Origin of the sequence: Shewanella xiamenensis, from assembly GCF_014647135.1 — a bacterium.
In the GTDB taxonomy this organism is placed as follows: Bacteria; Pseudomonadota; Gammaproteobacteria; order Enterobacterales; family Shewanellaceae; genus Shewanella; species Shewanella xiamenensis.
In genome coordinates this window covers 21,263-36,925 of sequence record NZ_BMOP01000034.1, presented here as the reverse complement: position 1 = coordinate 36,925, position 15,663 = coordinate 21,263, and the positions used below count along the sequence as shown (strand labels likewise).

Annotated in this window: 11 protein-coding genes and 1 tRNA gene; 2 read left to right on the top strand and 10 right to left on the bottom strand. The window is 46.7% G+C overall.

What is annotated here, in order from left to right; all coding sequences use genetic code 11:
• Window positions 1–223: 223 nt before the first annotated feature.
• From IEY09_RS20335 to IEY09_RS18705, 6 genes are all read right to left on the bottom strand, one after another.
• Complete coding sequence (locus tag IEY09_RS20335) at window positions 224–358, bottom strand: hypothetical protein (RefSeq protein ID WP_268240595.1); 135 nt, start codon at window positions 356–358, stop codon at window positions 224–226.
• A 71-nt stretch (window positions 359–429) separates the two neighbouring features.
• Window positions 430–765 (bottom strand): nucleotidyltransferase domain-containing protein, encoded by a 336-nt coding sequence (locus tag IEY09_RS20295; protein WP_229778042.1) that lies wholly within the window; start codon window positions 763–765, stop codon window positions 430–432.
• Window positions 766–815: 50 nt separating this feature from the next.
• Window positions 816–2,051 carry a tyrosine-type recombinase/integrase gene (locus IEY09_RS18720; RefSeq protein WP_188872259.1) on the bottom strand — a complete coding sequence of 412 codons (1,236 nt, stop codon included), beginning with the start codon at window positions 2,049–2,051 and terminating at the stop codon, window positions 816–818.
• Between the two features lie 356 nt (window positions 2,052–2,407).
• Window positions 2,408–2,495 (bottom strand) — tRNA-Ser (locus IEY09_RS18715).
• 203 nt (window positions 2,496–2,698) lie between these two features.
• Entirely contained in the window at window positions 2,699–4,693 is a 1,995-nt protein-coding gene (locus tag IEY09_RS18710) for a methyl-accepting chemotaxis protein (RefSeq protein ID WP_188872258.1), read from the bottom strand.
• A 255-nt stretch (window positions 4,694–4,948) separates the two neighbouring features.
• Window positions 4,949–5,581 (bottom strand): YchE family NAAT transporter, encoded by a 633-nt coding sequence (locus tag IEY09_RS18705; protein ID WP_011072194.1) that lies wholly within the window; start codon window positions 5,579–5,581, stop codon window positions 4,949–4,951.
• 316 nt (window positions 5,582–5,897) lie between these two features.
• On the opposite strand from IEY09_RS18705, the gene adhE reads away from it, so the two are divergent.
• On the top strand, window positions 5,898–8,498 hold the full coding sequence (gene adhE / locus IEY09_RS18700; RefSeq protein WP_188872256.1) for a bifunctional acetaldehyde-CoA/alcohol dehydrogenase: 2,601 nt from the start codon (window positions 5,898–5,900) through the stop codon (window positions 8,496–8,498).
• Window positions 8,499–8,659: 161 nt separating this feature from the next.
• Here adhE and IEY09_RS18695 read toward each other — a convergent pair whose 3' ends face one another.
• From IEY09_RS18695 to IEY09_RS18680, 4 genes are all read right to left on the bottom strand, one after another.
• Window positions 8,660–9,595: a M14 family metallopeptidase gene (locus IEY09_RS18695; RefSeq protein ID WP_188872254.1), complete on the bottom strand. Its 936-nt coding sequence runs from the start codon at window positions 9,593–9,595 to the stop codon at window positions 8,660–8,662.
• 55 nt (window positions 9,596–9,650) lie between these two features.
• Window positions 9,651–10,109, bottom strand: coding sequence for a GNAT family N-acetyltransferase (locus IEY09_RS18690; protein WP_188872252.1), 459 nt, complete (start codon window positions 10,107–10,109; stop codon window positions 9,651–9,653).
• A gap of 168 nt (window positions 10,110–10,277) precedes the next feature.
• Complete coding sequence (locus tag IEY09_RS18685) at window positions 10,278–12,329, bottom strand: dipeptidyl-peptidase 5 (protein ID WP_188872251.1); 2,052 nt, start codon at window positions 12,327–12,329, stop codon at window positions 10,278–10,280.
• 261 nt (window positions 12,330–12,590) lie between these two features.
• Window positions 12,591–14,135, bottom strand: coding sequence for a fumarate hydratase (locus tag IEY09_RS18680; RefSeq protein ID WP_037425222.1), 1,545 nt, complete (start codon window positions 14,133–14,135; stop codon window positions 12,591–12,593).
• 122 nt (window positions 14,136–14,257) lie between these two features.
• Between IEY09_RS18680 and pabB the strand changes: the two genes are divergently transcribed.
• Window positions 14,258–15,661, top strand: coding sequence for an aminodeoxychorismate synthase component I (gene pabB / locus IEY09_RS18675; RefSeq protein WP_069455098.1), 1,404 nt, complete (start codon window positions 14,258–14,260; stop codon window positions 15,659–15,661).
• Window positions 15,662–15,663: the final 2 nt, after the last annotated feature.

The following is a 15,663-nucleotide window of genomic DNA, read 5'->3' as shown; positions in this document are numbered from 1 at the left end:
GATTGTATTGCTTCCAGTTAGTTGTTTTATAGCGAGGTTTTGACACGATTGATGGGTGAGTTGATAGGCTATGCCGATCAGATCACCAGCTATGGTTTTAGTTCAACTGATTTAGGAAACAAAGCCCAATGCCAATGCAAGCTTCAGTAGAGACCTGTAGTGTTCGCTCTGCTGCTCGATATTCAAGATTAGATAGGGGACGCTGACTGAGTAATTGACGTAATTATCCAAACACGGCTTGGAACTGGCTAAGGCTTAAACGCAATGACGTGATATAGGCATTATCCAAAATAATAACGTCGTTTGGGACTGAATAATCGAGTTCCAATTGCGACATAATGCGAGACTCTTCTTGCATTCTTCGGCCTTCATCTCGACTAAAGATAAGTTTGTTAGCATTAATGATACCGAAGGCCAGAGGGATTGGAGCTAGATTGATATCGACAACGGCAAGCTTCCTTCGGCTAGCCCCAATGTTCTTTGCCAATCCATAGCAAGCAGTTCAGCTCTAAAACGAGTATCAAGCACACTGTCCGCCTTTACCGGGTCGAATGCGACGGCTAAATCCCAATCGCTATGCTCGCTAGCATTTCCTTTCGCCTGCGAACCATAAAGCCATAATACTGCTACCTCAGAATGGCTTGCAGCTAAAGCGTTTAGTTGGTGCAAATGCTGGCTCTGCTCAATAGTCATTGGCTTTAGGTTAGTCATGAAGTAAGAGTAACAACCCTGAGTCGGACTTAACAGGTTAGATCCGTTTGTCACGTCCTCTAACCTTTTGACTCTGGGAGATAATCTCTATTCGGCCTTACAGGTCATGCCCCTAATTTTTTTGAACCCGCTGTGACTGACAAAGAGCCCACAGCTGCAGTGGCAATATGGTTGCTCCACCACTCCATTAACTTGGTCCGTCGCTCTAGGTAGGTCGTGCGATTATAGGCACTGCGGATTTGGTTTTTATCAACATGGGCTAACGCTGCCTCAATAACATCACCATCAAAGCCTTGTTCATTTAAGGTAGTGCTCGCCAGTGAGCGTAAACCATGCCCCGTTGTTCTTCCCTTTAATCCCATTCGCCCTAATGCTTTGTTGATGGTTTCAGGATCTGTGTGCTTTTTAGGATCTTTAGATGATGGAAAGACAAATTGGCTCTGCTCACTAATCGGCTTAACAGTTTCGAGTATCGCGAGAGTATGCGCTGTAAGCGGAATAATATGCTCACGATTCATTTTCATGCGTGATTCAGGAATAGTCCAAAGTTTGGCATCAAAATCGATTTCTTCCCAACGGGCTCCGGCCGCTTCATTTGGCCTGGTCATTGTGTGCAATTGCCATTCAATCGAACACCGGGTCGTTAACAATAAATTGGCGTTTGCAATAGTCTGCAGCAACTCAGCTAGCTCTGCTGGTTTTAATGCCTTCAGATGCTCTACTTTGCTCTTTCTAAAAACTTCTCGAATACCTGACAACGGATTGGCGTGAATGTAACCAGAGTTAACTGAAAAGTTCATGATTTCATTCAGCAACTGAGCGGTACGTTTAACCGTTTCAAGATGCCCCTTTTGCTCTAGGGGCTTGAGCGCGGCAATGGCTATGGGAGCCGTGAGTCTGCTAATCGCAATACTCCCCAGTTTAGGGAAGGCATACAGCTCAAGCTTTCGCCAATTGCCTTCGATGGTTTTAGGCTTAATGCTTCCCTGCTTAGAGTCCATCCACATTTGTGCAATATGCTTCAGAGTTTGAGCGTTCTCTGTTGCCGCTTTTAATTTGTTTTCAACTTTAAGTAATTGAGGGTCGATGCCTTCGGCCAAGTTTTTCCGCGCTTCTAGCGCTTTATCTCGCGCCTCAGCTAAGGATACGTCAGGATATGAGCCTAAACCAAAATAGGTGGGTTTGCTGGTGGAGGGACGTATATATCTAAATTCCCACGTTTTCCCTGCAGTGCGCACATAGAGATAGAGATTGCCACCATCAGACAATCGATAGGGCTTTGCTTCCGCTTTAGCATTGAGCACCGCTTTTGCAGTCAGCTTATTTGTACTCCTTCCCATACCGTTTTACCCTCTCAAATTAAACCCAAAAGTAATGCTTGATTTTGGCATCATTTTTCACTCGAAAATCAAGCATTACTTATCACTGAATAAATTCAGATAAATCAGGATATTGCAAAGTTAAATCTGGACCATAAAATAGAGAAAATCAAGTAAAACAACGGCATAAAAAAAGGGTGTTTTTGAAGCCAAAAGTAATGCCAAAATTTACCAAATTTCCTTGGCATTACTTTTGGCATTACTAAAGATTTCGGATGCAGTAGGATGTCATCAAACAATATAGGATGATAAGTTATTGATTTTAATGAAATACAGGTAAGAAAAAAGACGCCCTAGGACGTCTTTAAACTTGAATTTGGCGGTGAGAGAGGGAGTCGAACCCTCGATACGTTTCCGTATACACACTTTCCAGGCGTGCTCCTTCGGCCACTCGGACATCTCACCAGATTGTTATCATTAGCTTTTACGTGTCAATGAACACGGTTAATCGAGTTGAATAGTGCTTAACGTGTAAGCTTTCATCGTTAACGGAGCGGTACTGTACGCAAAAGCCTTTGTATGGTCAAGTAAAAAAGAATCGATTTCAGGCGGTTGCACAATTGCTAGACAAACCGCCCTCGTTCAAGGCGCTAAAATTAACCAACGCACTATTTTACAGTAAATTTATGGACTTCTTTAGACATGAGTTCGGAGTCATAGGTCAATGCTTTAGTCAATTCCCTTAGCTCATCGGAGATACGTTGAGTGTTTAAGTAAATATCGCTGATCTTTAACGCATTACGATTTACATCTTCAGACACTGCGGATTGTTCATGGGTGGCTGTCGCAATTTGCTCATTCATGCGGTTAATGATATCGACTTGTTCAACAATACGTTTAAGTTCAATGCCTGCTTGCTCCGCTTCTTGGACGCTGGTATTGGCCTGTGCTAATCCGCGATCCATGGCTTTTACCGCTAAATTAGCGCTGGACTTTAATCTGTCAGTCATATTCTTAATGTCAGACGTCGATGTCTGCGAACGCTGCGCTAAGCTTCTGACCTCATCGGCTACCACGGCAAATCCCCTACCCATCTCACCAGCTCTGGCGGCCTCAATTGCGGCGTTAAGTGCTAACAGATTAGTTTGTTCTGCAATGCTGTTAATTACATCTAATACCACCACAATACCGTGAATTTCTCTATCGAGTTCATTGATGGCCTGTGAGGCACCATTAATATCATCCGCTAGTGCTTTTATTGCTTTGCTGGTTCTGCCAACTTCAAGGTTACCGGTTTTGGCCTCTTGGTTAGCCGAATTTGATGCTTCTGATGCCTGTACAGCATTACTCGCAATTTCGGCAACGGTCGCACTCATTTCGGTCATTGCCGATGCCACTTGCTCAGCCTCACTGTGGCCTGCCATCACATCTTGCTCCATGGCATGGGTGCAAACATCCATTTGTTCAACCGCCTGCTGTAATTTGCTAGCACTGGCACGCACTTGTAAGATAACGTTTTCAAAATCACTCATCATCTCGTTGAAAGCTAAGGCAAGTTCACCAAATTCATCTTGGCTGCTGTGGTTTAACCGAACACTGAGGTCGTAGTGTTTTCTTGCTTGTGTAACCGTGGAATAAAGATGATGCACACTCGTATGTAAGTATCGGATCACCGATAAACTGAGCAAAAGCACAATGATCAGCACCAAGCTTAACGTCGCCAACACAAAAAACATTTGTTGATTGGCAGATGCAAGACGTTCATGGGTGATATTCAAAAGATCAGCTGAAACTTGCTGCTCAAAATCCCGCAAGCTGTCAATCCGAGCTGAAGATTTAGCAAACCAGTCTTCTGGATTTTGTTGTTGAATTTTCTGGTTATCTTGGTCAAATGCAATTTGTCTTAGCGATTCAACGTCTTTGACTTCATTAGAATTTTGAATGCGGTTAATGGCATCAACCAAATTAGGTGTTGCCAATGCAATAAAACGCTCTAAATAGCTATTTTGCTCAGAAACTAGGGTAATAAACTTTGCGTAAACCTTAGGCATAAACCCTGCTTGTCCAAATGTCGAACTTAATACTGCCCTCTCAATCCCTGCCCGTTCTTTCATTTGTAGGAAGGCACTAAATGCAGCCGCTTTGATGGCAATTTCTTGATTAGCACCCGTTTTAGCAGTCTCATCAACAATCGCAAGTAGCTCTCGGTTGAGCGCCGTATAATAGGCTACTTCATCGGCAACACTGATTGACAGGTTATCAACCTGCGAGCGAATTGAAGCTAATTTACTGAGTTGAGTATTTAGATCGCGCAGTTTCGGCGCAAACACTGCGGGCAAATTGTGGTTTTCAATAAAAGATTGGAAATATTTGAGCTGAGTATCTGTCAATTGCCTTTGACTGGGTATTTTGCCTGCGAATGCCTTGCCCGCTGAGCCTATAAATCCGGCACTCATGCCCCGTTCTTTTTGCAACTCATGGACAAAGTTACTGTTTGTCACCGCCAATTCGCTTAGCTGCACGACGACTTTCAGCTCTTGACGATATTCATACTTTTCGATGAGAAATAGCGCGCCATATAAAAAACACGCGAATAAAGGGGGCAATACAACCATGAGTAATTTTTGCTTTAAGCTGAGGTTGCCAATCCATTGCCATTTCATAGGGATATCCTTAATCGACTTAGGGCTAAATTGTTAACCTATTATATAGCACAGGATGTTAATGATAACGATAGAATAACGCTAATTTAGAAAATACTAATTATTATAAAAACAAATGGTTGCGACAATACAAGGCTACAACGGCTTTTCGAGATAAGGCTATAAATAGGCCAAGGGAGAAAATTTCGTGTGATAAAAACAAATGAAAACTGCAACCGCAACAGCGGGAGGAAATGGCCTCCCGCATTCCGATTTTTAGCTAAAAAGTTGTGGGAATAAGCCTTTAATCCCAGCGGCAATGACTTCGATACCAATCGAGAGCATTAATAATCCCATAAGACGGGTAATCACGTTAATTCCTGTTTTACCTAGAATTTTATAGATAATAGATGCCATTCGAAATAGGCCGAAACTCACCAAACCAAAAATAATCACGGTAATAAACATCGCAATAAAATTGGATAATGAATTATGCTCAGCGGCAAACACAATCACCGAGCTAATCGCCCCAGGACCAGCCATTAACGGCAAGGCTAACGGCACAACCGCCACGGACTCCATAGCCGAAGATTCGCGGTCTTCCTCTTGGTTACGTTTTACTTCGCCCAATTTACCCTGCAACATCGACATCGCAATAATCGCGATCAGCGTGCCGCCAGCGATCCTAAAAGCCGAGAGTGAAATACTAAACATATTCAAAATATGTTGTCCCGCGACGATGGTCACCAACAGGATCACCACCACCGCAAAGTTAGCCACTTTACCCGTATGGTTACGCTCGGCTTCAGTTTGATGGCTGGTTAAGCTCACAAACACTGGCAACAAACCAATAGGGTTGATAATGGCAACCAGGCCAAGAAAAAATTTAACGTAAAGTGTTAACTCCAAGTGACTATCCTTATTGAGCGTGTCACGCCAATTTCATCAAACTAAACTTAAGGGCAAGTATAGTAGCTTAAGCACAGATGACTGAAAAATGAGATTTTTGAGGTTAAATCACAAGTTTGAGTAATATCTGTTTACTGTACTTGGCTTATTTTAGACAAAAAAGACACATAAGATCGCAACTAACGTATTTTTATTACATAAAAACCCTAAATTGACCGCGAGATCACACTTTAGCTTAGGCTTTAGGTGTAATTTTTCACCATAAAGAAGAGTTAGCGAATCGTGCATTCCCTAAATCTTTTTAGGAGTCTTAATCATGACAGTAACCAACGCCCAAGAACTGGATCTCATGGTCGAGCGCGTCGCCAAAGCGCAAGCCGAATATGCCAGTTTTAGTCAAGCCCAAGTCGATGCGATTTTCCGCGCCGCCGCCCTCGCCGCTGCCGATGCGCGTATATCGCTTGCGAAAATGGCCGCCGCCGAAACCCGAATGGGGGTGATTGAAGACAAAGTGATTAAAAACCACTTTGCCTCCGAGTACATTTACAACAAGTACAAAGATGAAAAAACCTGCGGAATTTTATCCGAGGACCCCACCTTCGGTACTATCACTATCGCCGAGCCCGTGGGCATTATCTGTGGGATTGTTCCCACCACCAATCCCACCTCTACCGCCATCTTCAAAGCATTAATCAGTCTTAAAACCCGTAATGCGATTATTTTCTCGCCTCACCCAAGGGCAAAAGTCTCGACCACCACTGCGGCCAAACTGGTGTTAGATGCCGCCATTGCCGCCGGTGCGCCCAAGGATATTATCGGCTGGATTGATGAGCCCAGTGTTGCGCTCTCAAACCAGTTAATGACGCACCCAAAAGTGAATCTTATCCTCGCTACGGGCGGCCCTGGTATGGTGAAAGCCGCCTACTCTTCAGGCAAACCCGCTATTGGTGTCGGCGCAGGTAATACCCCGATTGTGATTGATGAAACCGCCGACATCAAACGCGCGGTCAGCTCGATTTTGATGTCTAAAACCTTCGATAACGGCGTCGTCTGCGCCTCAGAGCAAGCGGTGATTGTGGTCGATAGCATCTACGAGCAAGTCAAAGACCGCTTTGCCACCCATGGCGGTTATCTCTTAAATGCGGCGCAAACCGCTGCGATGCAACAAGTCATCCTTAAAAATGGCGGCTTAAATGCCGATATCGTCGGCCAAAGCGCCGCGACCATAGCACAAATGGCGGGCATTGATGTCCCCCACACCACCAAGGTCTTGATTGGTGAAGTCACCGATATCACTGAGGCCGAAGCCTTTGCCCACGAAAAACTATCCCCCTTACTCGGCATGTACCGCGCTGCTGATTTTAATGACGCCGTCGATAAAGCTGAAGCTTTGGTCGCCTTAGGCGGGATTGGCCACACATCAGGCTTATATACCGACCAAGACACCCAAACCGAGCGGGTGAAAACCTTTGGTTTTAGAATGAAAACCGCGCGAATTCTAATCAACACTCCAGCCTCACAAGGCGGAATTGGCGACCTGTACAACTTTAAACTCGCCCCCTCACTCACCTTAGGTTGTGGCTCTTGGGGTGGAAACTCGATTTCTGAAAACGTCGGCCCAAGCCATTTAATCAATAAAAAAACCGTCGCTAAGAGGGCTGAAAACATGCTGTGGCACAAGCTTCCTTCGTCTATCTACTTCCGCCGCGGCAGCTTACCTATTGCGCTTGAAGAATTGAGTGATAAAAAGCGCGCCCTCATAGTGACCGACAGATTCCTGTTTAACCAAGGTTATTGCGACGAAACCTTAAAGATTTTAAAAGCCCAAGGTCTTGAAACCGAAGTGTTTTACGAAGTGGAAGCCGACCCCACACTAGCCACAGTGCGCCAAGGTGCCAAAGTGGCCAATAGCTTTAAACCCGATGTGATTATTGCCTTAGGCGGTGGCTCGCCCATGGATGCAGCCAAGATTATTTGGGTGATGTACGAGCATCCAGATGTCGACTTTGCCGATTTAGCACTGCGTTTTATGGATATCCGTAAACGTATCTATAAATTCCCTAAAATGGGCGTCAAAGCCACTATGGTGGCGATACCGACCACTTCCGGCACTGGCTCTGAGGTCACACCTTTTGCTGTGGTCACCGATGAACAAACCGGCAAAAAATATCCCATTGCCGACTATCAACTCACCCCTAATATGGCGATTGTAGACCCAAATCTGGTGATGGATATGCCGAAATCCTTAACCGCTTTCGGCGGAATCGATGCGATCACCCACGCGCTCGAAGCCTATGTCAGCGTGATGGCGAACGAGTACAGCGATGGTCAAGCCCTGCAAGCTCTTGACCTGCTGTGCAAATATTTGCCTGATGCTTATCAGCTCGGCGCCGCATCCCCCATTGCCCGTGAAAAAGTGCATAATGGCGCCACCATAGCCGGTATCGCCTTTGCCAACGCCTTCCTTGGGATCTGCCACTCTATGGCTCACAAGCTGGGCGCCGAGTTTCACTTAGCCCACGGGCTGGCGAACGCGCTGCTGATCAGTAACGTTATCCGCTTTAATGCGACGGACTTACCGACTAAGCAAGCTGCATTCAGCCAATACGACAGACCAAAAGCTCTGTGTCGTTACGCGGCCATTGCCGATCATTTAGCCCTAGGTGGCAACTCAGATGCGCAAAAAGTTGAAAAATTGCTGGAGAAAATCGAGCAACTCAAGAAGACGCTGGGCATTCCTGCGTCAATCCAAGAAGCCGGCGTTAACGAAGCCGACTTCCTCGCCAAAGTAGATATGCTTGCCGAGGATGCCTTCGATGACCAATGTACTGGTGCCAACCCTCGCTATCCGCTAATTAGCGAGCTAAAACAGCTACTACTCGACAGCTACTATGGCCGCCCTTTCACCGAGCAATAGTGCTCAATAGATATAAAGTCTAAGCAATAAAAAATTGTTAAATGCAAAAGCCCTCGTTTGAGGGCTTTTATCGTTTTAACTTAAGCAAAATCAATTGATGACACAGTACACAACGTTACGATTGACTTGCGAGCTTGATATCAAATAAGTAACAAACTCAATTAATTCAGTGCTAACACATAGTCGATGGCACTGGTAATCGCCGCAACTTGAGCTAAATTGCACTCAGCAGGCGTGGCCGATGGGCTGTCGGGATACACTTCCGTGGTGGTGTTATAAATACACCCCGTCACACTGCTGCATAAACCTAGCGCTTTCAATGGGTAGTTGATCACTCCGTGTTGCACTACCGTTGAGCCGATAATCTCGCCCTTGTCATCGGCGGGCGCGATGTGAGTCACTTTGCTCACGCCATCGATAATCGCCTTTTGAAAAGCATCCTGCGGATTTTCGGTATCGCCTACAGCATAAAAACCATCAGGAATGGTGCCTGGGATAAAGCCTTTGCCGTCACGCGCGGCCAAGGCCGGACGAAATTCATCTTCATCTGAGTCGGTGGTTTCATGTAAATCCACATGCACATCAAAACCTTGTGGAACGCTTGCCACCAGTGTCATCAGTGCTGCCGACTCTTCTGCCGGGCTATTAGCATAAAACGAGCGGTTTGGATCGATAGCTTTCGGGTTCCAACGATTAATGGTCTCATAACCCCAAGGGCTTACACACACTGCCACCACTAGGTTTACCCGCTCAGCATAGTGAGCCACGTTGTTAGCCAAAAAAGCCAAGGCGCCATGCACGCCACTGGTTTCGTAGCCGTGTACGCCACCTGTGACTAACACCGTTATCTTGTTTGGATCGAATGTTGCTGACTTGACCGCAAATAACGGGTAACGCGCTGGATCAATCGATAAAGCGCCATATTGCACCACATTCAACCTTAATTCGGCCAGTTGTGACTCCATCGCTTTTAGTGGCGTGACAACATTGTCTTGGTAAGAACGTTTAATTTGCGTGCTAGCAAACCATGCGGCCTTTTCGGCATCGCCCCATTTTTCACCGACTGTCCCGATTGGGTAAAAACTCACATTCGCCATAGGTTCTCTTCTTCTGATTTTATGTTTTGGTCTTATGGTTAAAGATCGTTAGACATCAAAGCACGAGTTGCATTGGAATATCGCGGATCCCACCTCGCTCGCGAATATCACTTTGTGCAACAAAGCCAAAGCGCTGATAGACAGGCAGCGCATTCACCGCCGAGTTCACGGTAAACGTGCCGGGATTCCCCTTCGCGAGACACTCAGCTTTAGCATGCTCCCACAGCTGACGCGACAGGCCTTGCCCCTTGGCAATATCCGCCACAAACAGATGATAAAGGTGACTGTTATCCTTCATTCCTACCACACCGACGAGTTCGCCAGTCTCATTCATTGCAACATGATATTGATAACCTAAGGCAAAATAATGAGCCACCGACTCAACCGACATGGCGTTGACTATGGTTTCTGCGCCCATATTAGTGCACGTGGGAGCGATATAAACCTGTGTAAGCTGAGTAATTAACGCGCTTATCGCTTCAATATCTGTTGTACTCGCCGCTCTGATCAGCATCTTTATTCCTTGATAGATAACAGTAGCCAGTATTTAATCCCATTCGTTCAACGGTGAGATTAGCTGGATATAAATAATACGATTATTAAAAAGCCAGAACAGGGTTCTGGCTTTGGCAACAAGTTAATGGGACTTAGTACACAGCGGATTTAAGTCCATCATCCTCGATTACTTTTTCGTCCAGCTGTCCATCCAACGGAACACATTCGCATACCATTGTTCTAGATTTTCTGGCTTTAAGATCCAATGGTTTTCATCAGGGAAAATCAGCAATTCAGATGGAATCCCCTTACGCTGCATAAAGCTAAATGCTGCTAATCCTTGACCATAAGGCACACGGAAATCCTTCTCGCCATGGATAACCAGCATTGGCGTCTTCCAGTTTTCGACATAGTTAACGGGGTTGAACTGCTCATATAACGCTTTGTTATCCTGATAAGTGCCGCCAAACTCATGCTCTGGGAACCATACTTCTTCGGTCACATAGTACATGGAGCGCATATCGAACAGACCCGCGTGGTTAACGAGGCACTTAAAGCCATCGTTCCAGTTACCTTGGATCCAGTTCATCATGTAGCCGCCGTAAGAGCCACCTAAGGCACAGGCATTTTGTGGATCGAGCCATTTTTGTTGTTGGCTCACCGCAGCCAGACCTTTTTGTAAGTCTTCTAATGGCTTACCGCCCCAATCTTGGCTAATAGAATCGGTAAAGGCTTGGCCGTAACCGGTTGAACCGTGGAAGTCCACCATTACAACGCCATAACCCGCACCGGCCCATAACTGGGCGTTCCAACGACCACTGAAACCGTTACCAAATGAACCTTGCGGACCGCCGTGGACTAGGTATGCAATCGGATACTTTTTGCCTTCTTGGTAGTTGGCAGGTTTGATCCAGTAGCCGTAAACATCTTCGTTGTTCCAACCCTTAAAGCTAAATTGTTGGAATTCACCGAATTTAATTTCGGCCAGCTTGTCTTTGTTGACTTCGGTTAGACGTTTCAGGCCTTGACCATCGGTGTTGATGCGATACAGATCGCCCGGCTCAACTAAGGTTTTGCTGTCGAAGATCAGTTGATCATCGGCGATCGCAATCAGGCTATTGCTGCCGTCGCTATAAACAGACTGCACATCACCAAATTGAGTATTCACTTTAAAAATTGACACTTGACCAATGTCCTGCGCCGTCACATACAGAGTACGATTGTCCGGTGCAAACATCAGCGAGCTTGGGCTTCTGTCCCACAGCGGTGCCACTTCCTTCGACTGTCCGGTGCTGGTATCACGCAGCATAATGCGATAACGGTCAGCTTCGAAGCCAGGTTTAGTCATCGCGAGGTACGCCATATAACGACCATCGCTTGAGAATGTTGGCTGGGCGTCCCAAGCGATGTTATCGGCGGTTAAGTTAGTGGCTTTGCCACCGTTCACACTCACCTGCCACAAATCGTAATTGGTGGTCCAAGCTTGATCTTTACTTGGCGCTTTGGCGCTGTACACCACATATTGGCCATCTGGGGTGAAAGTCACTTCTTCCATGCCTGAGAATGGTTTAGGCGGCGTTTCGGTGTCTAAGCCTTGAGTGATATCCACCACTTTGGTCAGCTTCTCACCGTTGAGGGCGCCGACAAATAAGTGGTTACGGGCATGGTCTTCCCACGTATCCCAGTGACGTACCATCAACTGCTTGTATTCACGGCCCGTCGATTTACGCTCCTCTTCAGCCTTAAACTTGTCTTTTGAGCACGCTAAGTCTTTACACTCTGGAAAGACGCGCATACTAAGCACGATTTGCTTGCCATCGTTAGAGAGTTTGTAACCATCAATATCCAATGGCAGATCAGAAACTTGCTGCGCTTCACCGCCGGTTAATGGCAGTTGGAACAGTTGGCTTGAACCACTGCGGCTGGCGAGGAAATAAATCGATTTGTCATCGTTTGCGAAGCTGACATCGTGCTCAGTACCGGCAGCGGAGGTGAGCTGCAGCGGTTTCGCATCTGCTTGCGTCAGATCGAGAAGATATAAATCCGAGCTTGCCTCTCCCTTGTTATTAACGGTTTTCAGGCCGTAGACCAGTTTTGTACCGTCGTGAGATACCACGGCCGAATGCAATTTGTTGAGTTTAACCAGCTGTTGCACAGTAAAAGGCTTAGGTTCGGCCGCGTGGGCAGAGCAGGCCAAACCTGCCGCGCCAAGCGCCAATAGGAGAGGAGCTATTTTCATTGTTATATCCATCTTTTGTTAAACACATTCGGTAGTTGTACCGAATGAACGGTCAAAACGAACATCAATCGTCTCTATGAAGATAAGTTTGCCACACTAACGAAACAAAAACGCTCAAGCAAGCCAAAAGGCGTACTTGAGCGGATTTTTTTGTGACAAATTGTCAGTCAATCAAGAATAGTCTGATTGAGTACCACTCGCCTCGCTATCTTGCTCAAATCCCGCTTAAAAAAGCGACACTTTTGCAAGAAGGCTATTTGCTTAGGCTTTGGCGTTAGCGATATTCACTTTCCAAATCGCTGGACCCGTTTCATGGGCATTCACGCCGTTTGAGTCAACCGCTACAGTCACAGGCATATCTTCAACGTCGAACTCGTAAATCGCTTCCATACCTAAATCGGCAAAAGCCACCACGCGGGATTTTTTAATGGCTTTTGACACTAAGTAAGCCGCGCCGCCCACAGCCATCAGGTAAACAGCTTTGTGTTTCTTGATAGATTCAACGGTCGCAGGACCACGCTCAGCCTTACCAATCATGCCCATCAGGCCCGTTTTTTCTAGCATCAGATCGGTGAATTTGTCCATACGGGTCGCGGTTGTAGGTCCAGCAGGACCCACTACTTCATTACCGACGGGGTCAACTGGGCCAACGTAGTAGATAAACTTACCAGTAAAGTCGACGCCTTCTGGTAAACCTTCACCGCTTTCAATCAGGCTTTGGATACGCTTATGGGCAGCGTCACGTCCGGTGAGCATTTTACCGCTTAACAGAATGGTTTCACCGCTCTTCCACTGCTCGATATCCGCTTGTGTGACAGTGTCTAAGTTAACACGGCGCACATCGCTGCCCACTTCGCGGGTGATTTCTGGCCAGTCGCTCAGCGATGGTGGAGTAAGATCAGCAGGACCAGTTCCATCCAAATGGAAGTGAACGTGGCGGGTTGCCGCGCAGTTCGGGATCATCACCACAGGTTTGGATGCTGCATGAGTCGGCGCAGACTTGATTTTCACGTCTAACACTGTGGTTAACCCGCCAAGACCTTGAGCACCAATACCTAAGTTGTTAGCACGTTCGAAAATGTCTAGACGCAGTTTTTCTTCGGTAGTTTGTGCGCCGCGCGCCATTAACTCATGGATATCCACGCTTTCCATCAAGGCTTCTTTGGCCAGCACTGCGGCTTTTTCAGCTGTACCGCCAATACCGATGCCGAGCATGCCAGGAGGACACCAACCCGCGCCCATCGTTGGCAACGTTTTTTCAACCCAAGCGGCGATATCGTCAGATGGATTTAACATCACCATCTTGGCTTTGTTTTCACTGCCGCCGCCTTTGGCGGCGATAGCGACTTCAACATGATTGCCTGGCACCATATCGATATGCACCACAGATGGGGTGTTGTCTTTAGTGTTTTTACGGCTACCAGCAGGATCGGCCACAATTGATGCACGCAGTGGGTTATCTGGATTGGTATAAGCGCGACGAACACCTTCATCGACCATTTGTTGCACGGTCATATCGGTTTTGTCCCACTTAACCCCCATACCAATCTTAACGAAGGTGGTCACAATACCCGTGTCTTGGCACAGTGGGCGTTTACCTTCGGCAGACATACGCGAGTTAATCAAAATTTGCGCAATCGCATCCTTCGCCGCCGCACTTTGCTCACGCTCATAAGCTTCGCTCATGGCATCGACAAAATCTTTGGGATGGTAATAGGAGATGTATTGCAGGGCATCGGCCACACTTTCAATGAAGTCGGCTTGTTTAATCACTACATTTTCAGACGTTTCATGGTGAGATGACATAGTAGGTGCGCTCCAGCAGCCTTTAGGGCCTTACTTGTTTTTTTGTGTAATTCTTTCAGGGCCAATATGATACTCTTTCCCATCTTTTTGGGCTACATCACATTTTTAGATAGGGTTAATAGATGGCAAATAGGGCGGCATTACCGCTGGCAGTACGCCAACTTGACTGGACATTCAGCACTGCAGCAATCTTCGAACACTTTGCAGCCGAGCCTTGGGCCATCTTGCTCGACTCGGCCAATGCGCCCCATCAGGATGCGAAATTCGATATTATTTGCGTAAATCCTATTGCCACCCTGATCACCCATGGTGAACTGACCGATATCCAGATTCAGTTGCCCGAATTAACCATACCCACCCCAATGAGTGCAACTGATGATCCCTTTACGCTGGTCAATCAACTATTGCGCTATTGGTATCCACACTCTTTTGCCTGCGATTTGCCCTTTAGTGGCGGCGCCATGGGCAGTTTTAGTTATGATTTAGGCCGCCGAATTGAGCAGTTACCCAGCACAGCGGCTAAGGATATTCACCTCGGCGAGATGAATATTGGCTTTTACGACTGGGCATTGATTTTTGACTATCAGCAGCAAAGCTGGTTTATGGTGCACTATTTAGGCGATGCCGCCCTCGATACTCAATTGAACATAATTGAAGCAAAAATAGCCAACACCACAAAACAGGCTGAGTTTAGTCTCACAAGCCCTTGGTCGGCGCAACTCACCAAAGCCCAGTACACCTCAAAATTTAATCAAGTACAGGCATATCTACAAAGCGGTGATTGCTATCAAATTAATTTAACTCAGCGATTTGAAGCTGAGTATCAAGGCGATGAATGGCGCGCCTACTGCAAACTGCGCAGTGCCAATCAGGCGCCCTTCTCTGCCTTTATGCGGCTTGAGGCCAACGCGATTTTATCGATTTCGCCTGAGCGTTTTATTCAGCTGCGCGGGGATGATATTCAAACCAAACCGATTAAAGGCACCTTGCCACGTCATGCCGATCCAGAGCGGGATAAACAGGTGGCACAAACACTCGCCAACTCCCCTAAAGATCGCGCCGAAAACGTAATGATTGTGGATTTGCTACGTAATGATATCGGCAAAGTAGCGGCGCCCGGCTCAGTGCAAGTACCACATTTATTTGCCATAGAAAGTTTTCCGGCTGTGCACCATTTAGTGAGTACCGTCACCGCTAAACTCGATCCACAATACCACGCCAGTGACTTACTTCGGGCAGCCTTTCCCGGCGGTTCAATTACCGGCGCCCCTAAAATTCGCGCCATGGAAATTATTGAAGAACTGGAACCCTCACGCCGCAGTCTGTATTGTGGTTCAATAGGCTATATCAGCCAAGATGGGCAAATGGATACAAGCATTACCATCCGCACTATTGTTGCCGAGCGCGGCAAGCTCTATTGTTGGGCTGGCGGAGGGATCGTCGCCGACTCCAATGTCGATGCCGAATATCAAGAAAGCTTCGATAAAGTCAGTCGAATCTTACCCTTGTTAGATAGCCCTCAATAATC